This is a genomic window from Xanthobacter sp. NM-59 (genome assembly GCF_021401125.1).
Lineage (GTDB): Bacteria > Pseudomonadota > Alphaproteobacteria > Rhizobiales > Xanthobacteraceae > Xanthobacter.
In genome coordinates, this window is sequence record NZ_JACBFQ010000003.1 from 26,139 (window position 1) to 46,576 (window position 20,438).

The 20,438-nt window shown below is 68.6% G+C and carries 20 protein-coding genes; 7 read left to right on the forward strand and 13 right to left on the reverse strand.

Annotation, left to right across the window (positions count from 1 at the left end; all coding sequences use genetic code 11):
- Window positions 1–161 precede the first annotated feature (161 nt).
- Window positions 162–605, forward strand: coding sequence for a large conductance mechanosensitive channel protein MscL (mscL, locus tag L0966_RS07960; protein ID WP_234051674.1), 444 nt, complete (start codon window positions 162–164; stop codon window positions 603–605).
- A gap of 46 nt (window positions 606–651) precedes the next feature.
- Here mscL and L0966_RS07965 read toward each other — a convergent pair whose 3' ends face one another.
- From L0966_RS07965 to L0966_RS07975, 3 genes are all read right to left on the reverse strand, one after another.
- Window positions 652–1,734, reverse strand: coding sequence for a quinone-dependent dihydroorotate dehydrogenase (locus tag L0966_RS07965; protein WP_234051356.1), 1,083 nt, complete (start codon window positions 1,732–1,734; stop codon window positions 652–654).
- A gap of 5 nt (window positions 1,735–1,739) precedes the next feature.
- Entirely contained in the window at window positions 1,740–2,438 is a 699-nt protein-coding gene (locus L0966_RS07970) for an orotate phosphoribosyltransferase (protein WP_234051357.1), read from the reverse strand.
- A gap of 187 nt (window positions 2,439–2,625) precedes the next feature.
- On the reverse strand, window positions 2,626–3,240 hold the full coding sequence (locus L0966_RS07975; RefSeq protein ID WP_234051358.1) for a 2-hydroxychromene-2-carboxylate isomerase: 615 nt from the start codon (window positions 3,238–3,240) through the stop codon (window positions 2,626–2,628).
- 184 nt (window positions 3,241–3,424) lie between these two features.
- Here L0966_RS07975 and L0966_RS07980 point away from each other — a divergent pair, with 184 nt between their 5' ends.
- The 4 genes from L0966_RS07980 (at window position 3,425) to L0966_RS07995 (ending at window position 7,926) form a co-directional block, all read left to right on the forward strand.
- Window positions 3,425–4,195, forward strand: a complete 771-nt coding sequence (locus L0966_RS07980; RefSeq protein WP_234051359.1) for a phosphatase PAP2 family protein — start codon at window positions 3,425–3,427, stop codon at window positions 4,193–4,195.
- A gap of 144 nt (window positions 4,196–4,339) precedes the next feature.
- On the forward strand, window positions 4,340–5,569 hold the full coding sequence (locus L0966_RS07985) for an argininosuccinate synthase (RefSeq protein ID WP_234051360.1): 1,230 nt from the start codon (window positions 4,340–4,342) through the stop codon (window positions 5,567–5,569).
- Between the two features lie 229 nt (window positions 5,570–5,798).
- Window positions 5,799–6,776 (forward strand): iron exporter MbfA, encoded by a 978-nt coding sequence (mbfA, locus tag L0966_RS07990; RefSeq protein ID WP_234051361.1) that lies wholly within the window; start codon window positions 5,799–5,801, stop codon window positions 6,774–6,776.
- Window positions 6,777–6,927: 151 nt separating this feature from the next.
- Window positions 6,928–7,926, forward strand: coding sequence for a zinc-dependent alcohol dehydrogenase family protein (locus L0966_RS07995; RefSeq protein ID WP_234051362.1), 999 nt, complete (start codon window positions 6,928–6,930; stop codon window positions 7,924–7,926).
- A 217-nt stretch (window positions 7,927–8,143) separates the two neighbouring features.
- On the opposite strand, the gene L0966_RS08000 is transcribed toward L0966_RS07995, so the two are convergent.
- The 5 genes from L0966_RS08000 to L0966_RS08020 form a co-directional block, all read right to left on the reverse strand.
- Window positions 8,144–9,952 (reverse strand): PHA/PHB synthase family protein, encoded by a 1,809-nt coding sequence (locus L0966_RS08000; RefSeq protein ID WP_370640683.1) that lies wholly within the window; start codon window positions 9,950–9,952, stop codon window positions 8,144–8,146.
- A gap of 406 nt (window positions 9,953–10,358) precedes the next feature.
- Complete coding sequence (locus tag L0966_RS08005; RefSeq protein ID WP_234051364.1) at window positions 10,359–11,243, reverse strand: CHAD domain-containing protein; 885 nt, start codon at window positions 11,241–11,243, stop codon at window positions 10,359–10,361.
- A gap of 385 nt (window positions 11,244–11,628) precedes the next feature.
- Entirely contained in the window at window positions 11,629–12,159 is a 531-nt protein-coding gene (locus tag L0966_RS08010; RefSeq protein WP_234051365.1) for a biotin transporter BioY, read from the reverse strand.
- A 12-nt stretch (window positions 12,160–12,171) separates the two neighbouring features.
- Entirely contained in the window at window positions 12,172–12,801 is a 630-nt protein-coding gene (locus L0966_RS08015) for an energy-coupling factor transporter transmembrane protein EcfT (protein WP_234051367.1), read from the reverse strand.
- Window positions 12,798–13,568 carry an energy-coupling factor ABC transporter ATP-binding protein gene (locus tag L0966_RS08020; RefSeq protein WP_234051368.1) on the reverse strand — a complete coding sequence of 257 codons (771 nt, stop codon included), beginning with the start codon at window positions 13,566–13,568 and terminating at the stop codon, window positions 12,798–12,800. Before L0966_RS08020 ends, L0966_RS08015 begins: the two co-directional genes overlap by 4 nt.
- A gap of 863 nt (window positions 13,569–14,431) precedes the next feature.
- On the opposite strand from L0966_RS08020, the gene L0966_RS08025 reads away from it, so the two are divergent.
- Window positions 14,432–15,178: a GNAT family N-acetyltransferase gene (locus L0966_RS08025; RefSeq protein ID WP_234051369.1), complete on the forward strand. Its 747-nt coding sequence runs from the start codon at window positions 14,432–14,434 to the stop codon at window positions 15,176–15,178.
- Between the two features lie 6 nt (window positions 15,179–15,184).
- On the opposite strand, the gene L0966_RS08030 is transcribed toward L0966_RS08025, so the two are convergent.
- On the reverse strand, window positions 15,185–15,634 hold the full coding sequence (locus L0966_RS08030) for a low molecular weight phosphatase family protein (protein ID WP_234051370.1): 450 nt from the start codon (window positions 15,632–15,634) through the stop codon (window positions 15,185–15,187).
- 382 nt (window positions 15,635–16,016) lie between these two features.
- Between L0966_RS08030 and L0966_RS08035 the strand changes: the two genes are divergently transcribed.
- Window positions 16,017–17,030, forward strand: a complete 1,014-nt coding sequence (locus tag L0966_RS08035) for a hypothetical protein (protein ID WP_234051371.1) — start codon at window positions 16,017–16,019, stop codon at window positions 17,028–17,030.
- Window positions 17,031–17,339: 309 nt separating this feature from the next.
- Here L0966_RS08035 and L0966_RS08040 read toward each other — a convergent pair whose 3' ends face one another.
- The 4 genes from L0966_RS08040 to L0966_RS08055 form a co-directional block, all read right to left on the reverse strand.
- Window positions 17,340–17,954 carry an OmpA family protein gene (locus L0966_RS08040; RefSeq protein WP_234051372.1) on the reverse strand — a complete coding sequence of 205 codons (615 nt, stop codon included), beginning with the start codon at window positions 17,952–17,954 and terminating at the stop codon, window positions 17,340–17,342.
- A 32-nt stretch (window positions 17,955–17,986) separates the two neighbouring features.
- Window positions 17,987–18,403, reverse strand: a complete 417-nt coding sequence (locus tag L0966_RS08045; protein WP_234051373.1) for a cysteine rich repeat-containing protein — start codon at window positions 18,401–18,403, stop codon at window positions 17,987–17,989.
- A 103-nt stretch (window positions 18,404–18,506) separates the two neighbouring features.
- The gene (locus tag L0966_RS08050) at window positions 18,507–19,859 is read right to left on the reverse strand and encodes a multidrug effflux MFS transporter (RefSeq protein ID WP_234051375.1); all 1,353 of its coding nucleotides are present in this window, start codon (window positions 19,857–19,859) and stop codon (window positions 18,507–18,509) included.
- Window positions 19,856–20,326: a MarR family winged helix-turn-helix transcriptional regulator gene (locus L0966_RS08055; RefSeq protein WP_234051376.1), complete on the reverse strand. Its 471-nt coding sequence runs from the start codon at window positions 20,324–20,326 to the stop codon at window positions 19,856–19,858. Before L0966_RS08055 ends, L0966_RS08050 begins: the two co-directional genes overlap by 4 nt.
- Between the last annotated feature and the right edge of the window lie 112 nt (window positions 20,327–20,438).

The following is a 20,438-nucleotide window of genomic DNA, read 5'->3' on the forward strand; positions in this document are numbered from 1 at the left end:
CGTCACGGCGTCGAAAGACCCCGCGTGAGGCACGCCAACACGCCGGAAGGTGGCGGGGTATATTGAGGCACCTTGCCGCTGCGAACACGATCGGGTGAGATGGCGCGCGGCGCGCAGCGTCCCCTTTTCCCATTGCCAGACCATGGAGCCACAGCATGGCAATCTTGAAGGAGTTCCAGGAATTTGCCGTGAAGGGCAACGTGGTTGATCTCGCCGTCGGCGTGATCATCGGTGCGGCCTTCGGCAATATCGTCACCTCGCTGGTGGGCGATATCTTCATGCCGGTCATCGGCGCCGTCACGGGCGGCCTGGATTTCTCGAACTACTTCGTGCCGCTGGCGAAATCGGTCACCGCCGAGAATCTGGTCGATGCCAAGAAGCAGGGTGCGGTGCTCGCCTACGGCGCCTTCATCACCATCGCCATCAACTTCCTGATCGTGGCCGCGGTGCTGTTCCTGCTGGTGCGCGGCATCAATGTCCTGCGCCGCAAGCAGGAAAAGCTACCGGTGGCCCCCACCCGCTCCGAGTTGCTGCTGCAGGAGATTCGCGATCTTCTCGCCAAGGATGCGGCGAAGGAGGGCGCCGGCCGCACCCCCGGCGCCTGACGGCCGCACGCGAGCGCCGCGCCCGAATCGGAGCACGGCGCAGGCGTCAACGCACGTCTGCGCCCACCGCATCGCTCACGCTGCGAAATCCATCCGCCTTGAGTCGCGCCGCCAGATCCGCCTTCACGCGATTCACCAGGCCCGGGCCGTGGAACACCAGCGCGGAATAGAGCTGCACCAGGCTCGCCCCGGCGCGGATCTTCGCATAGGCGTCCGCGCCCGACGCGACGCCGCCGGCGCCGATCAAGGGCAGGCGCCCCTCCACCAGCCGCGACAGGGCCGCGAGACGCTCCGTGGACAGGCTCATCAGCGGCTTGCCCGAAAGGCCGCCGGTCTCCCCCTTGTGGCCGGAGCGCAGGGAGGCGGGGCGCGACAGGGTGGTGTTGCCCATGATGATGCCATCCACCCCGGTCTCGAGCGCGACCTCTGCCACGTCCGCGAGGGCGGCGTCGTCGAGGTCGGGCGCCACCTTCACCAGCAGCGGCGGGCGGCCCGCCGGGTCCGGAATGGAGGCGTTGCGCACGGCCAGAACCTGGGTGAGCAGGGCCGACATTTCCGAGCGCGCCTGCAGCGAGCGCAGGCCCGGCGTGTTGGGCGAGGAGATGTTGCAGACGATATAATCCGCCAGCCGGCAGGTGGCCGAGACGCCAGCGGCATAATCCTCGATGGCGTCCTCGCTCTCCTTGTTCTTCCCCACATTGGCGCCGACGATGCCACTTGCGCGGCCCTCCGCGCGGGCGGAGCGGCGCCTGCCGAGCTGGAAGACGAACGGCGCCAGCCCCTGGCTATTGAAGCCGAAGCGGTTGATGACGCCCTCATCCTCCTCCAGCCGGAACAGACGCGGCTTGGGATTGCCGGGCTGCGGGCGCGGCGTGACCGTGCCCGCCTCCACGAAGCCGAAGCCCAGCTTCAACACCGCATCCACCACCTCGGCATCCTTGTCGAAGCCGGCGGCGAGGCCGATGGGGTTGGGGAAATCGATGCCCCACACCTTCGTCGCCAGCACCGGATCGTCCGGCCCGGAGAAGTTCGGCACCAGCCCCTTGCGCAGGGCCTTGATGGCCCAGGTGTGTGCGCGCTCGGGCGAGACGAAGCGCAGCAGCGGCCGCGCGAGGACATAGAGATCCATGGCGATCACTCGCCGGTGACGGCGGTGCCTCCGTGGGCCTTGGACCAGCTGTGGGGGTCGTGCAGGAACGATTCGATCTGGGCGACCTGCTCGTTCTCGAACCGGTTGGACTTCTTCACTTCCGCCAGGATGTCCCACCAGGTGGCGAGGCGGTGCAGGGTCAGGCCCGCATCCTTCAGGATGCCGGAAGCCTCGGAGAAGATGTCGTAATAGAAGAAGACGAAGCAGTGGTCGCACTGGGCGCCGGCGGTGCGCAGGGCGTTCACGAAATTCACCTTGCTGCGCCCGTCGGTGGTCAGGTCCTCCACCAGCAGCACCCGCTGGCCGGGCGCCAGATGGCCCTCGATCTGCGCATTGCGGCCGAAACCCTTGGGCTTCTTACGCACATACTGCATGGGCAGCATCATCCGGTCGGCCACCCAGGCGGCAAACGGAATGCCCGCCGTCTCGCCGCCGGCCACGGTGTCGATCTGCTCGTAGCCCACTTCGCGATAGATGGTGGAAATGCCGAAATCCACCAGCGTCTGCCGCACGCGGGGGAAGGAGATCAGCCGGCGGCAGTCGATATAGACCGGGCTCGCCCAGCCGGAGGTGAAGATGAAGGGCTCGCCAGACGAGAAGCGCACCGCCTCCACTTCCAGGAGCATCCGCGCCGTCTGCTCGGCGATGGTTGCCTGATCCGCAAAAGCTGTGACATTGGCCATGGTCGGCGCGCCTTTCGGTCGGGGAAGAATGTCGGGTCCGGAACCCGGAGGCCGCGCGAAGGCCGGCCCAAAGGCGGCCATATATCAGAGCGCGGCCACAACGCCACCCCGCCTGCGACAACTGGAGCCGGCAAAGTCACAGGAACAGCGTGGCGCCGCGGCGGTCCGCATCCCCCCGCGGGCGCGCTCAGGCGGCCTTGGCGAGACTTGCGGCGTGCTCCAGGGCCATTTCCAGCCGGTCATTGCCCCAGAACAGCTCGCCGTCGGAGGTCACGAAGCTCGGCGCGCCGAACACGCCGCGGGCCTTGGCCTCCTCGGTCTGGGCGCGCAGCCTGTCCTTGTTGGCGGGGGCTTCGGCCTCGGCGATGATGTCGCTGCAGAAATGGCCGAGCCCGGCCAGCACCTGGCGCACCGTCTCGCGGTCCGCAATGTCCCGCCCGCCGGCGAACTCGGCCTGGAACACCGCGCGGCTGTAGGAGGGGCGACCGGCGTCGTTGAGGTAGATCGCCACCCGCGCCGCCAGCAGGCTATGGGCCGGGAACGGATCGGGCCGGGTCACCGGCGGCAGCCCCTGCTGGGCGGCGAGGCGGTCCATGTCCACCCACATATGCGCGCCCTTGATGGGAAAGGCGTTGAAGGGCGACGTGGTGAGGCCCTGGTCGGCGAAGATGGGGCCGAGCAGGAAGGGCTTCCAGTTCACATGGACGCCCGCCTTCTCCGCCGCCGCCGTGATCCGCATGGCGGTGAGGTAGGAATAGGGAGAGGCGAACTCATAATAGAAATCGAGCGTGGCGCTGGTCATCGGTCCCTCCTCCCTGTAGATGCGCAGGCGGTGGGAGTGTGTAACCGCTCTTTGGAGTTCCGCAAGGGCGGTAACTTCCGCATTGCCGAACCGCCGGAGCCGTGCGCAAGCAGCGAACACCGTGCGGGCCTTTGCGAGCTGCCCCGGCGCGGGGCGGCCGGCCCATGGGAGCTAAGGTGACGCCTTGAGGTGGGTACTGTTCTTCGCGCTGGTGATCGGCGCCGCGGTGGCGATTCTCTTCACCGTGTTCCCGCAATGGGACCTGGCCATCACCGGCCTGTTCTGGGATGCCTCCCACCGCTATTTCCCGGTGGCCGGGGAGCGCTGGGCGCAGCTGGCGCGCGCTTTGGGCAATTACATTCCCTGGCTCATGGCCGCGCCCGCCTTCGTCGCGCTGGTGCTGAAGCTGGTGTTCCCCCGGCGGCGCATGTTCATGTCGGCGCGGGCGGCGGTGCTGCTGGCGCTCACCATGGCGCTGGGACCGGGCCTGCTGGTCAACGGCATCCTGAAGCAGGAATGGGGGCGGCCGCGCCCCGTGCATGTGAACGATTTCGGCGGCAAGGACGAGTTCCGCCCCTGGTACGCCACCGACGGCACCTGCCCCGGCAACTGCTCCTTCGTGTCCGGAGAGGGGGCCCTCGGCTTCTGGCTGGTGGCCCCGGCGAGCCTCGTGCCGCCCGGCCCGCTGCGGGCGGTGGCGCTGGTGGGCGCGGTGGCGTTCGGCGCGGCGGCGGGCGGCCTGCGCCTGACCTTCGGCGGGCATTTCTTCACCGATGTGGTGTTTTCCGGCGTGCTGGTGGTGCTCATCATCGTGCTGACGCGCCTGTGGCTCTATGACCGGCGCGGGGCGCCCTCCGACGCCGTGGTGGAGCTCGCCATCGGCCGGGTCGGGCTGAAGCTCCAGAAGGGCGCGCGGGCGCTGTGGCGGCGGGCCTTTGGCCGCCGCAGGGGATAGCACGCCCCGCCGCTCCCCTCTTCCCGCAGACCTCCCCCGCGGACGCCGACCTGCTCGCGCCGCCGGGGCCCCTTGCCAGCGCGGCGCGCGGGCCTATAGTCCGCGCCAGTTTCCCTGAAATCCTCACTTGCTTCGAGAGACCTGATGGCGCGTGACGTGAAGAAGGTGGTGCTGGCCTATTCCGGCGGGCTCGACACCTCCGTGATCCTGAAATGGCTCCAGACCACCTACAATTGCGAGGTGATCACCTTCACCGCCGATCTCGGCCAGGGCGAGGAGCTGGAGCCGGCCCGCAAGAAGGCGGAGCTGCTCGGCATCAAGCCGCAGAACATCTTCATCGAGGACGTGCGCGAGGAATTCGTGCGCGACTACGTGTTCCCCATGTTCCGCGCCAATGCGGTCTATGAGGGGCTCTACCTGCTGGGCACCTCCATCGCCCGGCCACTGATCGCCAAGAAGCAGATCGAGATTGCCCGCAAGATGGGCGCCGACGCCGTCTCCCACGGCGCCACCGGCAAGGGCAACGACCAGGTGCGCTTCGAGCTCGGCTATTACGCGCTGGAGCCGGAAATCACCGTCATCGCCCCCTGGCGCGAGTGGGACCTGACCTCCCGCACCCGCCTGCTGGAATTCGCCGAGCAGCACCAGATCCCGATTTCCAAGGACAAGCGCGGCGAGGCCCCGTTCTCCGTGGACGCGAACCTCTTGCACTCCTCCTCCGAGGGCAAGGTGCTGGAGGACCCGGCCGAGGAAGCCCCCGAATACGTCTATCAGCGCACCATCTCCCCGGAGGCGGCGCCCGACGAGCCCACCATCATCACCATTTCCTTTGAGAAGGGCGATGCGGTGGCCATCGACGGCGAGGCCCTCTCTCCGGCCACCCTGCTCACCAAGCTGAACGCGCAGGGCAAGGCCAACGGCATCGGCCGCCTCGACCTGGTGGAAAACCGCTTCGTGGGCATGAAGAGCCGCGGCGTCTACGAGACCCCCGGCGGCACCATCCTGCTCGCCGCCCATCGCGGCATGGAGAGCATCACCCTCGACCGGGGTGCCGCCCACCTCAAGGACGAGCTGATGCCGCGCTATGCGGAGCTCATCTATAACGGCTTCTGGTTCGCGCCCGAGCGCGAGATGCTCCAGGCCGCCATCGACCATTCCCAGGCCTTCGTCACCGGCGAAGTGACGGTGAAGCTCTATAAGGGCAACGCCACCGTCATCGGCCGCAAGAGCCCCTATTCGCTCTATAATCAAGAGCTGGTCACCTTCGAGGAAGGCGCGGTCGCCTACGACCACCGCGACGCGGCGGGCTTCATCAAGCTCAATGCCCTGCGCCTGCGCACCCTCGGCAACCGGGCCCGCAAGATCTCCGAATAAGGGGCCCCACGCCCCACAGGAAGGCCGGTGCGCACCCGCGCGCCGGCTTTTTTTTGCGCCCGCCGCTGCGGCTATTGCGCCGGCATCCCCGCGCCCCATTGCGCTGCGGCAGTTCGGACAATGGCGCCCGCCGCAGCTTGGTCTAGACTGCGACATTGCAACCTATTTGCAGTTTGGCGCCCATGCGGCATCCTATATTTAGAATTATTCTAAATCGGAGTTCCCGCCGATGATGTCCTTTTTCCCCGGCCGTCGCCGCTTTTCAGATCTGTCGGAAAAGGAGGTGCTCGCCCTCGCCATCTCCTCCGAGGAGGACGATTCCCGCGTCTATGCGGATTATGCCGATGCCCTGCGCAAGGATTATCCGGACACCGCCAAGGTGTTCGAGGCCATGTCGAAGCAGGAGAGCGGGCACCAGCGCAACCTCACCCGCGAGTTCGAGCGCCGCTACGGCCCCCACATCCCGTTGATCCGCCGCGAGAACATCACCGGTTTCTACACCCGCCGCCCAGTCTGGTACGTGTGCAACCTGGGCATTGAGCGCATCCGTCAGGAAGTGGGCCTGATGGAGGACGAATCGGCCAACTTCTATCGCCACGCCAAGGAGCGGGCGACCGACCCCGGCACCCGCGAGTTGCTCGAGCGCCTGCTCGGCGAGGAGATGCAGCACGAGGAGATCGCCGGCGAGCTCGCCGCGCGCTACCTGCCCGTGGACAAGAAGGAGGAGGAGAACGAAAAGGCCCGCCGCCAGTTCGTTCTCACCTGGGTGCAGCCGGGCCTCGCCGGCCTGATGGACGGCTCGGTGTCCACCCTCGCGCCCATCTTCGCCACCGCCTTCGCCACCCAGAATTCTCACACCACGCTGCTGGTGGGCCTGGCCGCCGCCGTGGGCGCGGGCATCTCCATGGGCTTCACCGAGGCGGTGCACGATGACGGTGTCATTTCCGGGCGCGGCTCGCCCATCAAGCGCGGCATCGCCTCCGGCTCCATGACCGCCCTGGGCGGCCTCGGCCACGCCCTGCCCTATCTCATCCCGGACTTCTGGACCGCGACGGCCATCGCCATCGCCGTGGTGTTCGTGGAATTGTGGGCCATCGCCTTCATCCAGAACCGCTACATGGAAACGCCGTTCTGGCGCTCGGTGATGCAGGTAGTTCTCGGCGGTGCGCTGGTGCTGGCGGCGGGTATTTTCATCGGCGGCAGCTGAAGCCGCCTCCGCCACACATGAACACCACGGGCCAACAGCCCGGATTTCGACGCCGCGGCCCACCGCGGCGTCCGTCATTTGCGCAAGATCATGGTTTCGCCGGGGGCGCGGGGCGTTAGCATGGAGGCTGACTCGCATCCAGGAGGCGGCCATGTTCGCCATGGTTCTCAAGCATGCCGGCGAAAAGCTCGTCGGAGAGACCAGGCCGGACCCCACGCCGGGTCCCGGCCAGGTGCTCATCAAGGTGACCGCATGTGGGGTCTGCCGAACGGACCTTCATGTGGTGGATGGCGAATTGCCTGAAACCCATCTGCCCATCGTGCCCGGCCACGAGATCGTCGGCCGCGTGGCTGCGCTGGGTGCCGGCGTATCCCACCTGAAACTCGGGGAGCGGGTTGGGGTGGGCTGGCTCGGCCACGCCTGCGGCGTATGCCCCTATTGCGTCGGCCACCAGGAAAACCTCTGTGACACCCCTGACTTCACCGGCTGCACCCGCGACGGCGGCTTCGCCACCCACGCCATCGCCGACGCCTCCTTCACCTACCCGCTGGGGGAGATCGGCGACGATGCGGCCATGGCGCCGCTCCTGTGCGCCGGGCTCATCGGCTGGCGGGCCCTAAAGGCGGCCGGCGAGGGCCGCCGCATCGGCATTTACGGGTTTGGCGCGGCCGCCCACATCATCGCCCAGGTGGCCATCGGCCAGGGCCGGCAGATCTTCGCCTTCACCCGCCCGGGTGACACCAAGGCGCAGGACTTCGCCCTCAGCCTGGGCGCGGTCTATGCCGGGCCCTCGAACGAAGCGGTGCCGGAGCTGCTGGACGCCGCCATCATCTTCGCCCCCGCCGGAGAGCTGATTCCGCGGGCGCTCCGGGCGGTGCGCAAGGGCGGCACGGTGGTGTGCGGCGGCATCCACATGAGCGACATTCCCACCTTCCCCTATCGCTGGCTGTGGGAAGAGCGGAAAATCGTCTCGGTGGCCAACCTCACCCGCGCCGACGCCCATGAGTTCCTGGCCCTGGCGCCGAAGGCGGGCGTGACCACCCACATCACCCGCTACCCCCTGACCCAGGCCAACGAGGCCCTGGACGACCTGCGCACCGGCCGCCTCACCGGCGCCGCGGTGCTGATTCCGGAGCAATCGGACAGCTGAAATGACAGAGCCCACCCGGCGAGGGTCCCGCCGGGTGGGCTCTGGAACGCTTTTCTGGAACGCCTTGGCGCGAAAGGGACGCTGGCGCGCCCGCAAAAACGCATGAACTCAAATCATTCGGGCATGGCTTGGCCAGATGCCCTGGCCTGCCTGAGGCAAGGACATGCTCCGGCTCCGAGCGCCGCGCTCCGCCGGGCCCTGCCGAGGGGCTGGCCCCTCAGCGCTCCATCACATAGGTGCCGGGGGCCGGGCACAGCGGCATGTAGCCGGGGGCGCCCAGCGGCGGCAGGCCGAAGGTGCCCGCGCTGGAATGGGCGGTGAGCCATTCCTCCCAAGCCGGCCACCACGAGCCTTCCTCGGGCGCCAGCACCTCCACCCATTCGTCGGGGCCCAGGTGCATCTCACCCAGCTTCGTGGTGTGGATGCGATAGTGGCGATGCTTGTGGCCCGGCTCGCTGACGATGCCCGCATTGTGGCCGCCGGAGGTGAGCACGAAGGTCACGTCCGTGTCGGTGAGCTGGTGGATCTTGTAGACCGACTTCCACGGCGCCACGTGGTCGCGCTCCGTGCCCACCACAAACAGGGGCACGCGCAGGTTCAACAGCGACACCGGCCGCCCGTCCACCTCATAGCGGCCGGCGGCAAGGTCGTTGTTCAGGAAGAACTTGCGCAGATATTCCGAGTGCATGCGATAGGGCATGCGGGTGGCGTCGGCGTTCCAGGCCATGAGGTCGTTCATAGGCGCGCGCTCACCCATAAGGTATTCATGCACCATGCGCGACCAGACGAGATCGTTTGAGCGCAGCATCTGGAAGGCGCCGGCCATCTGCCCGGCCGAAAGGTAGCCCTGGTTCCACATCATGGCTTCGAGCAGATAGAGCTCGCTCGGGTCGACGAACAATTGCAGCTCACCGGCCTCGGAAAAGTCCGTCTGCGCGGCGAACAGCGTGACCGAGGCCAGGCGGTCGTCATTGGCCCGGGCCATGGCGGCAGCGGCGACGGACAAAATGGTGCCGCCCAGGCAGTAGCCCACCGCGTGCACCTTGCGGTCCGGCACCACCGCGTTCACCGCCTCCAGGGCCGCCATCACGCCCAGGCGGCGATAGTCCTCGAAGCCGAGATCGCGATCCTCCTCCCAGACATTGCGCCAGGAGATGCAGAACACCGTGTGCCCCTTCTCCACCAAGTAGCGCACCAGGGAGTTCTGGGGCGAAAGGTCGAGGATGTAATACTTCATGATCCAGGCCGGCACGATCAGCACCGGCTCGGCCTGCACACCCGGGGTGGTGGCGCGATACTGGATCACCTCGATGAGGCGGTTACGGAAGATCACCTCGCCGGGGGTCGCGGCCACATTCTGGCCGGGCACGAAATTCTCGGCCCCTTCCGGCGGCTTGTTGGTCACCTTCCGCATCATGTCGTCGACGGCGTTGCGCCAGCCCTGGACGAGGTTCATGCCCCCGGTCTGCATGGTGCGGCGCACCACCTCCGGATTGGTGAAGGGGTTGTTGGAGGGCGAGAACATGTCGAGCATCTGGCGCGCCACGAAGGCCACCACCGCCTCGTTGTGCGGATCCACGCCGGGCACGTCGTGGGTGGCGTTGTGCCACCATTGCTGCTGCAGCAGGAACGCCTGCTCCCACATGCGGTAGGGGAAGGACTGCCACTCCGGCGCGCGGAACCGCTCGTCGCCGGGCAGGGGCGCGATGGCGGGCTCGGTGCCGCGGTCGAGGCCGGCGGCCAGCATGCTGGTGGCGAAGCGGGCCATCTTGCGCCCGGCCTTCACCGCGAGTTCCGAGCGCTTGCCCGGAGCCGCCGACAGATGCATCCACCAGTCCAGGAATGCCACGGTGAGCGCGGTCGGCGAGAAGCCGGAGGTGATGTGCCCCACACAGGCCGCCACCGCCCGGTCCACCGCCCGCAGGGCCTCGAGGCCGCTGCCCCGGTCGAAATCGCTGTCGTCGAGCCGGCTCAGGCTGGCCAGCGCGTGTGCCACCAGCCGGTCCGGCCGCGCCAGCTCCATCATGCCCAGCTTCAGGCCCGCATTGTCCTTGGCCGGCTCGATGACAGCGGGAAGGTGCGCCACGGGAGCCGGCTGCGCCACGGCGGAGGCGCCGCCCGGCAGCCTGTCCTTGCTTCGATCGACGGACGCGACAGGGGTTTCCGAAGACATCGACCGCTCATCCTCACGTCTCGACACGGGACCGCCCGCGTCCATTCCAAAGCCGCGCACGAAGCGCGACTGCGCCAGGAGCATTTCCCCTTTCACGGAAGCAGGGCAATGCTCTCGCTCATCCAGCCGGGGCGTTTTCTCATCCAAAGCGGCATCGGCTTCACGCGAAAACACGCCACGGCGAACGGCATCCCATGATTGTGTGTCACCATGTGGCCGCGCGCGCGCCGCCGCAAGGGTATGTGAACGCCGCGCGTCATCACGCCGCCGCCGGGGGCACGAGCCGGCGGCGCCATTTGCGCGCGAAATGGCGGGAGGGTTCGCGGAACAGCGCGCCGTGCAGGCGTACCGCGTGCCGCTTCAAGCGCTTCTGCAGTCGCGACATGGCGAGGCTCAGCCGCTGCGTCGCCCCCTCCCCCAGCTGGCCGGAAGCCTGGTGGAGCATGGCCCGCAGGATCTCGATGTCGTGATGAGCGCCCAGCACATCGCGCAGCCGCTGCGCCCTGCCGGCCCGGGTCGCGCCCTGGCCGCCGAAGGAGGCGGCCGCGAACCCCATCTGATAGCGGTGGGCCACCACCCTCTTGCGGGTCTCGTGCATGGCCAAGGCGTTGCCGAACCGCCCACGCCGGGCGGCGCGATAGCCGCGGCGCAGCCCCGCCACCAGATCCGCCGCCGCCGCATCGGCCTCCAGCCCTCCCGCCAGGCGGGCGCGGGCATCGACGAGAAAGGTGCTCAGGCTCGCGCGCAGGGGCGCAATGGCGGTCTCCGCCGTCGCATCGAAACCGATGACGGCGCGCGCCTCCTTCAGGTCGCAGGCAAGAACCAGCCCGGCCTTGTCCAGCAGGTCGAGCGCCTCCTGGGCGGTGGCGTGGTCGCGGGCCTGGGCGAATCCGCGCGCCACCTCGGCCGCGTGCCGGCGCGCCTCCCGCGCGCCATCGGTGGCCAGAAGGCGCAGCAGCGCGCGATATTCCTTCAGCCCCTTGCGCACGTCATGAACCATCTCCACCGGGTCCGTCTCCGCCCCCGCCTGCCCGATCTTGTCGATCATGGCGTGCAGCGCGCGGGCCAGAGGCGCCGGGGCGGCCGCCATGCTGTCCCCGTCGGGGGCGAAAACGGGAGGGGGAGCGTCGAGAGTCTGCGTCATCTGGCTCGATCCAGGTGGCCCCGGAAATCTCCGAGCAGGAACACTCCGAGCACGGGATCCGCGGGAAGGTCACATGGCGAATCGGCCACAGCGCGGCGAGCGCGGGATTGCCGATCCACCGCGAAGGCTACTCCCATCCCCCCGCGGGCGCGACTCGCCGGCTCGCGGCGGCACCGGAACGACGCGCCCAGGCGCGATGGGAACCGCGAGACGGAACGCCTCCTGCCCGTATCGCGGTGCCGTCGATTGCATACACCGCCCCCATGGCGGGGCGGTGACGCCGCTTCAGGACCTTGCCCGTGTCACGGCCCCAGCAAGGGCCCGAGGGGTTGATTTAACGCTGCGTCTTCTCGCGGGCCAGTGTCCAGGCGACCCCGAAAACACCCTAGCGGGACCCCGCCCGCCAGCGCGCCATCACGGTGGAGGCGAGTACGGCGGCGGCGATCGATTTCAGCACGTCCCCAGGCAGGAACACCGCCGTGCCGAGGGCAGCCCGTTCCAGCCCGATGCCCGCCACCAGGGCCAGCGCCGGAATTCCGCACAGATAGACCACCAGAACGCCGCCCACGAACGCGGCAACCAGTGCCGAGAGAAAGGCCGAAAACCGCAGGCGTTCCGCCAAAAGGCCGGTGACATAGGCGCCCGGCACGAAGCCCAGGAAGAACCCCACGGTGGGCCCCGCCAGCACGCCGAGACCGCCGCGCCCACCGGTGAGCAGGGGCGCCCCCAGCAGAACCACCAGCACGAAAAGGGCACTCGCCGCCGCCCCGCCGCGCGCGCCCAGCATCAGGCCCGCCAGCATCACGGCCAAGTTCTGCGTGCTGATCGGCACCCCGGGCAGGACCGGGAGAAAGATGGGCGGCACCAGCCCGAGCGCGCCGATGAGCGCAGCCATGAGCGCCGTGCGAACCAACATCCGTGTGTCCACTCACCCTCTCCCCTCACCGGCCGGCGGCGTCTGGTCGGCCGCGAAGCCACGCGCCTCCAGCGCTTCGGCCACCTGATCCGCGTTTTTCAGCACGCCCGCGAAGAAGGCCCCCACCAGGGCCAGGCCCGGCCGCCGGCCGCTGCGGGCACGCCAGGCCTCGGCGCGGCCATGCCAGCCCGCCACCAGCACCGGAACGAAGCGCAGCACCAGCGCCACCGCCAGCGACAGCCGCCGGGCGTCCAGGCCCAGCCGCTCGAACGGGCGCAGCACCACCATCAGCGCGTCCATCATGTCCTGAAGGCGGGTGGAGAGGGTGACGAGATCCGCCAGCAGCACCATCAGCAGAATGCGCAGGATGCTGGCCGCCGCCACCTCGAACGAGGCCGCCCAGAGCTGCAGCGCGCCGATCATCAGCAGCACCGGCAGCAGCGGGCGCCACTGGAAGAGCCGCGCCACGCCCTGCCGCCCGAAGCTGGCATAAACGATCACCACCACCGCCAGGGCCAGCACCAGCACGAACGGGTCGCCCACCGGCACCAGCAGCACCGAGAGCGCCGCAAGTCCGATCAGCTTCACCCCCGCCGGCAGGCGATGCAAAAGGCTGTGGCCGGCGAGATAGCCGCCGATCATGCGACACCCCCGGCCGGGTGGCCGCGTCCGCGGGCACGGGCGTGGGCATGGGCCTCGTAAAGGGCGATCACCTCGCCCGGGTCGCCATCGGCCGCCACCTCGCCGGCGTGCAGCCACAGCACCCGCTCGAAGCCGGCGAACAGGCTGAAATCATGGCTCGCCATGATCACCTGCTGGTTGAGGCCGGCGATGCGCTCGGACAAAGCCAGGCGGGTCGGCAGGTCGAGCGCGGAAAAGGGCTCGTCGAGCAACAGCACGCGCGGCCCCGCCGCCAACGCGGAGAGAATGCACACCAGCTGCTTCTGGCCCTCGGAAAGCTCGTCCACCGCCCGGTCGCCCCAGCCGGCGCAGCCATGTTCGGCCAGCAGCCTCTCGGCGATGGCCTCGGCGCCCGCCTTCGAGGCCCCCTGCTCCAGCGGGCCGAAGGCGATCTCCTCCCGCACCGTGGGGAAGATGATCTGATGATCGACGTTCTGGAACACGAAGCCGACATGGGCGGGCAGCCGCCGGCGATGGCGCCGCGTCTCCAGCCCCGCCACTTCCACGGTGCCGGCATCGGGCAGCATGAGCCCGTTCAGCAGCCGCAGCAGCGTGCTCTTGCCCGAGCCATTGTCGCCGATGAGGCCGATGCGCCGTTCCATGAGCGAGAGCGTGAGGCCGGAGAACACCACCCGGGTGCCGCGCGTCACCTCCACCCCATGCAGGCGCGCGCCCCCTTCGGAGGCGGCGGACGGAACGGGACGACGGGCGGAGAAAGGAAACGGCATGGGGCACCTGCGCTTCCCCTCGATATACCGAACTCGACCACGCGCAAACCCTGCTTGGCCCCACGCGCAGCCTTGAGGCCGGCCGCACCGGTGACGCGGAACGCTGGCGGGCGACGGGGCCGCACGCCCGGCCGGGCGAACGACCTGCGGGGGGGCCAGACCACCTGCGGCGTGTGAAGGCGAGCAGCGCTTGCCGGCCAAATGTCAGGCAAACGGTCAGCCCAAAAATCAGCGCAAGTGTCCGCCCAACGGCCGGGGCAACCGCCAGCGCAAGCCTCGCCCCAGGATCCATCGCATTCCGGAAACAGACGTTGGCCAGAGGCGCGCGCCCGCCCACCCTGTTGCGGCTGACGGAGAGGCCCGGAGCGCCTCGCGGGCGCCAAGGATTGGCGTCCAAGGCATAGTGGCGTGCTGTCCGTGGCGTTGCCCTTTGCGGGCCGGCCCGGCCGACATCCCCAATGCTCTGCCCCTCCCCCGCGAGCGGCAGAGGGAGCCCCAAGGTGAGGAATATCAAGGGACGGAAGCCTCAAGGGATGCGCTGAAGGTTGGCTGATCCCAACTCGCGCCTCGCGCGGGGCCTGACGTGGCACCCAGAGCTGTCACCCGAAGTGTCGGCGCAGGCCCCACCCCAAGTGGCGCCCCAAATTGCGCGCCACGCCGCGCCCCAAATGTCGCGTCGGGTCTCGCGCCAGGTGACACGCCCCCGTGCCACGGCGTATCTGAAAGGTCAGCGCGCGGGGGCCTCGTCCGAAGCCGGGCCCATTGTTCCATCGTGGCGACGGCCACCCGCCCCTATCCAGCCCTCGCGCGGCTCCCATGGGGCTGCCGGCGGCATGGTCCGCTTATCCGAAGGTGAGCCCAGCGTGAACACCCCGAGCCCCGAGAACGAGACCGCCCCGGCGCCCGAAGCCGGCATTGTCCTTGGCGCGCCGGTGGAAGGCCCGCCGGCCCGCCCGCCCGTGCCGGTGACCCTGGAGGGGCGCTTCGTGCGTATCGTTCCGTTCGACGTGGCGCGCCATGGGCCGGATCTCTTCGCCCTCTCCCACGGCGCGCAGAAAGAGGCGCTCTGGGCCTATATGAGCGCCGGCCCGTTCGCCGACCTCTACGCCTTCACCCTTCACTATGCGGAGGCCGCCACCAAGGCCGATCCCCTGTTGCTCGCCATCGAGGAGACCGGGAGCGGACGGGCCGTGGGCCATGCCTGTTACATGCGGGTAGAGCCGAAACACCGGGTGGTGGAGGTGGGCAACATCCTGTTCACGCCCGCCCTGCAACGCCGCCCGGGCGGCACCGAGGCGATGTACCTGATGGCGCGCCACGCCTTCGAAACCCTGGGCTTCCGCCGCTATGAGTGGAAGTGCAACGCGCTCAACGCCGGCTCGCGGCGGGCGGCCGAGCGGCTGGGCTTTTCCTTCGAAGGCCTGTTCCGTCAGCACATGATCATCAAGGGGCGCAACCGGGATACCGCCTGGTTCGCGCTGCTGGATGGGGAATGGCCGCGCGCGAAGGCCGCATTCGAGGCCTGGCTCGACCCCGCCAATCACGATGCCGAGGGCCGGCAGCGCCGCACCCTCGCCGAGCTCCGCGCCACTCTGGTGGAGAGGAGCTGAGCCGCGTCAGGCCGCGGCGGGGGCGAAATCCTGCTCCACCAGCGCGGTGATGGCGGCCCTCAGCTCCGGCAACAGCCGGCGATATCCGCGCGCCCGCTCCTTGAGATCCGGCACGCGGGTGATGTCCTCGAACCCCCATCCCCGCAGGCGCAGCAGGTGCATCCAAGGCAGGCGGCGGGCGGCGCGATGGGCGTCCTCCACCAGCGCTACGGCCAAATCCACCCGCGGCGCGCCCGAAAGAGCGAACAGCTCCGCCGGCTTGGCGGACAGGCCATCAGTGGCGATGCCCTCCCGCTCCAGGCATTCGAGCGCAACCGGATCCACCGGGCCGGTCATGGCGGTCGCCGCGCTGAAGGCCCGCACCCGCGCATAAAGGTGCATCGTCAGCGCTTCTGCCATGAGGCTGAGGCCGGCATTGTCCCGGCACACGAAGAGGATGGACGGACGCGTGATCATGAGGCCCACTCCTGTCACGGGGTCGCCCCGCACCTGCCCCCGGTAGTTGCCGCCACACTTTCCGCCCCACTTGCTCCGGCGGCGATTCGGCTCGGGCGGGAAACTAGGCGCGTCCCTCGACGCGGACATGACAACGGCCGTCCCCTGGCCATCAGCGCGAAGAGATTTTTGCTGCCGCGGGCCCCTGGCGTTCACAGCCAAAGTCTTGATCGGCAAAAACTATCCGAAGAATTCGAAGAACAGTACGCCGCCCCCGCGAGCGCCGCGGATTTCACATTGATCTTGCGTTAACCATTCGGAAGTTGTTCCACGAGATCAATGGGATGCTGGCGGACACCCTGATTCGCGAACCCTTCGCCGGCTGCCAGATGTGGAGGCGACAATGGCGAAGACAGAAGTCACCAGCGCCGCGGTGAGCAAGATCGCCGCAAAGGCGCTCAAGGATCCCGGCAGCATTACTCACGACGAGATCAAGAAATTGGCTGCGTCCTGCCTGACCCAGGCCGCCGATAAGCCGAAGGCCGAGCCCAAGACGATACCCACGGCGGCACCCAAGGCCCCCGCCACCAAGGCGGCGAAGCCGTCCACGGTGAAGGCCACCGCAGCGAAGGCGCCCGCCCCCAAGGCCGCCGCCCCCGCCAAGGCCGAAGCCGCCAAGACTGCCGTACCTGTTTCTGCCGTGCCTGCTGCTGCTGAGCCCGCTCCCGCCAAAGCCGCGCCCGCTAAAGCCGCCCCTGCCAAGCCGGCCGCGGTAAAGCCGGCCGCGAAGCCGGTGGCAAAGGCCGCGACCAAGGTCAGCAAGACCAGCGCGGCGGCTAAGCCGGCCGACGTTTCGCCCTCCGAGAGCGCATCCAGCACCGCGAAGCCGGCCCCCAAGGCCGCCAAAGCCACCGCGACCAAAGCTACCGTCACCAAGGCCACTGCAGGCAAGCCGGCCGCGAAGGCGACCTCGGCGAAGGCAGCGGAACCCAAGACCCCCGCGGAACCCGCCCCCGCAATGCCCGCCGTGGCGGCCCCTGCGGAGAAGGTGCCTGCGGAGAAGGCATCCACCGCGAAGAAGCCTGCCCCCAAAACGGCCGCGACCAAAACCGCCGCGACCAAGAGTGCCGCCACAAAAAGCGCGGCCACCAAGTCGGCAGGTCCCAAGACCGCCGCGGCGCCGAAGCCCGCCACTGGGAAGACCGCACCCGCGAAGACGACGCCCGCCAACCCTGCGGTCGCAAAGCCTGCGGTCGCCAAGCCTGCGGTGACCGAGACGGTGGCCGCTAAGCCCACCACCGAGAAGGCGGCTGCCGCGAAGACTGTGACCACGAAGCCAGCGGCCGCTGCGAAAAGCCCCAAGGCCCCGGCTAAACCGGCCTCCAAGCCGGCGGCGAAGGCCCCCAAGAAAAACTGACACGTAAAACTGACACGTAAAGCCGAGTTCGGGGAACTGGGCACTCGGCATTCGGTTTCGGGCGCGAACTGAGGTCGGCAGCGCGAAAGCGGGGGCCGAGAGGTATCGGCGGTGGCGCATCCGGGGGGTGTGCGTCCCCGGCATGGCCGACGGAAGCCCCTTCCGTTGGCATCCGCAACCGGACGGCTCGCGCGGCGGGGGCAGGTCCTGCACCCGCCGGCGCGCATTTGCCGCCGCGACGACTTCGACCCGCGGAACTTCGATCATGAAGGCTCCGGCCGGAGCATGGACACCGGCCGGAAGATGTCGTCACTGCTGCGGCAGCGGACCGGCGCGACCGATATTGAAGATCTGCACCCGGCGGTTGATGGCGGCATCGGGATGCTTGGCATCCTGCAGCGCCTCCTCACCGAGCCCCACGGCCTGAATGCGGCGCGGATCCACACGGAAAGTGGTGGTGAGCGCCTGGGCGATGGCGTCCGCCCGCTCCTGGCTCAGCTTCATATTGTATTCGCGGGTGCCAGTGGCATCCGTATTGCCGACCACCAGGAACTTGTAGCCGAGCAGCACGGGGTTGTGCATCGCGTCCGCGATGGAGCCGAGGGTCTGGTAGGACGACGGCTTCACCATCGCCGAGTTCAGATCGAACTCGATCTCCACATTGATCTGGGCCAGCTTGTCGAGCTGCAGCGCCAGCGGCGGGCGGCTCTCGGGCGGGCCCTGATACTGCATGTGGGCCTTGGCGAGATCGCGCAGCGCTTCCACCGACACGCCGGGCACGTCATCCACCGAGGCGGTGAGGCCCTGAACGATCTCGGAATTGGGGGTGAAGGCCTGGGCCGCGGCCGGCGCGCTGGCGCCGAGGGCGAACACCGCCCCGGCGCACAGGGCGCTGAGCGCGAGGGTGATACGCGAGGCGATCATGGAGCCCGTCTCCTGCTTCTTAGCGGCGCGCATCAGCGATAACCCGCATTGGTGAGGGCGGTGGTGCAGGTCTGGCTCACCACCTTGGAGGCCTCCAGGAGGCAGGACACGAGATTGCCGTCGCCGGGCACCACGCCGGAGCAGAACTCCGCGCGGTCGCGATCGCACGCCTTGTAGACGGCCTTTTGGGCCTCGGCGCGAGCCTCAGTCATCTGGCGGATGGATTCATGGTTGGCAGCGCAGGCCGGCGACAGATTCGCCTGATGCGTCACGAGGCACTGATAAATGGCGCCGTTGCCCAGATTGAGCCCACGGCAGTGGCGCATGATGTCTTCGCCACAATGCTTGGCCAGCAGGCCGGCGGCCTCGGCATAGCTCACCGTCTGCGCATGGGCCGACGCCGCCGGCAGCGCCATCAGCGCCGCCAGGACAAGTCCTGCGAACTTCATACGTATCTCCCCCTCAGCCCGGGCCGTTGGGCGGCCCGACGCAGATTGACCATGACGGTGGGAGAACGGTCAACGCTGAAGATCGACCGGAAGCGAGAATGGACTAATTCTGCCGGACGCAGGTTTCGGTCTCGATCTCTTCCCCGGCCGCGCCGACGACGCCAAGGGGATCGGCCGCGAGTTCGAGATCGGTGGCGTCCACGGCGGTCGTGGCCACCGGCGCCTCTGCACCTGCGGAGCGGGATGGACGCAGCAGCACATGGCCGCAAATGGCCACCAGCGCCATGGCCGGCATCAAGGTGGTGAGCGCCGCCAGCGGCGAGGGAAACAGCACCGCCACCGCCGTGCCCAGGAAGCCGCCGCCGATCTGCATGAAGCCCATCAGCGCAGAGGCGGCGCCGGCGATGGCGGGAAAGCCGGCGAGCGCCGCCGTGGTGCAGCCGGGCAGCACCATGGCCACCCCGCACGCCCACAGCCCGATGGGCCCCATCACCGTGAGGGTCGAAGGTTCAAGGACCCTGAGGCCGATGCCCAGGCCGCACGCCCCCGCCGTCACCAGCACCAGGCCAATGGGAATGAGGGCGGACGCGCTCATGGTCTTCAACAGCCGCCCCGCGATCAGGGTGCCGAACATGTAGGAGCCGGTCTGCGCCAGCATGGCGAGGCCAAACTGGGTGGGCGTGAGCCCCACCTGCTGGATCAGCACGAAGGGCAGCAGCGCGGCGAAGGTGTAGATGGCCCCGAGCCCACCCCCCAGTACCAGGCTCGCCCGCATGAAGACGCGGTCGGACAGCAGGCGGGCATAGCTCTTGAGGATACCAACGGGCGACGCCAAGGACGGGTCCCGCCCGCGATTGGTCTCGGGCACGAAGAAGGAGAGCAGCGCCAGCAGCACCACGCCATAGATGGCCATGGCGACAAAGATCATGTGCCATCCGGCGGTGCCCAGGATGAGGCCGCCGAGGGTGGGCGACACCGCCGGCCCGATGGCCAGCATGGTGCCGATGAGGTTCATGATTCGCGCCGAGGTCTGGCCCGTATATTGATCACGGACGATGGCGCGGGAGATGGCGATGCCCGCCGCGCACCCCACGCCCTGCAGGCCGCGGCCGAGGATGAGCCAGCCCATGCTGGGTGCCCAGGTGGCCACCAGCGCGCCCAGCATGTAGACGCTGAAGAAACCCAGCGCCACCGGCCGCCGCCCGAAGGCATCGGACAGGGGCCCGCAGGCCAGCTGGGAGAAGGCGAAGCCCAGGAAGAACACCGTCAGGGTCAGCTTCACGGCCGCCGGCGTCGTGTCGAAGACGCTGACCAAAGTGGGCATGGCCGGGGTGTACATGGCGAGGCTGATGGGGCCGAGCATCACCATGAGCGCGCCGACCATGGCGACGCGCACTTCCGACATCATGGGCGCCGGCCCAGGGGATGAGGGCGCCTTGTACTCGGCAGGCTTCATTTTTCGTCTTTGTCCCCGTCGTCGCGGCAATCCTCCTCGCGGCAGCGCGCGAGATTGTCGCGGATCTGCACCAGAAAGTCCCTCAGGCGGGTCTGATCGGCCGCGGAGAAGCCGGCGAGAGCCTCCCCCCGCGCCACCGCCGCCGCAGACTGGACGCCGGCCAGGAAAGGCTGCGCCTCCGCCGTGAGCCGCACGATCTTGGCCCGCCGATCCCGCGGATCGGTCTCCCGCGCCACCAGCCCCCGGCTTTCGAGCGCGTCGAGGAAGCCCACCAGCGTCATGGGCTCCACGTTCATCTTCACTGCCAGGGCACTCTGCCGCAGGCCCGGATGCTGGTTCACATAAGCGAGCGTGCGCGCCTCGCCGGCCGTGAGGCCAAGGCCGGCCTGGGTGAAGGCACGATCAATGCGGGCGCGGTAGAGCCGCGCCGCATCCACGAGAAGAAAGCCAAGAGGAGTTTCTGCCATATCACGCCAACCATATAATAAGGTAACCTTAGCTTCAATGCCCTTCACCCGCGCGCGACACGATTCGTGTTGCGCCCACCGCCACGCGACCTATGTGTGAGGGGCCCCTTTT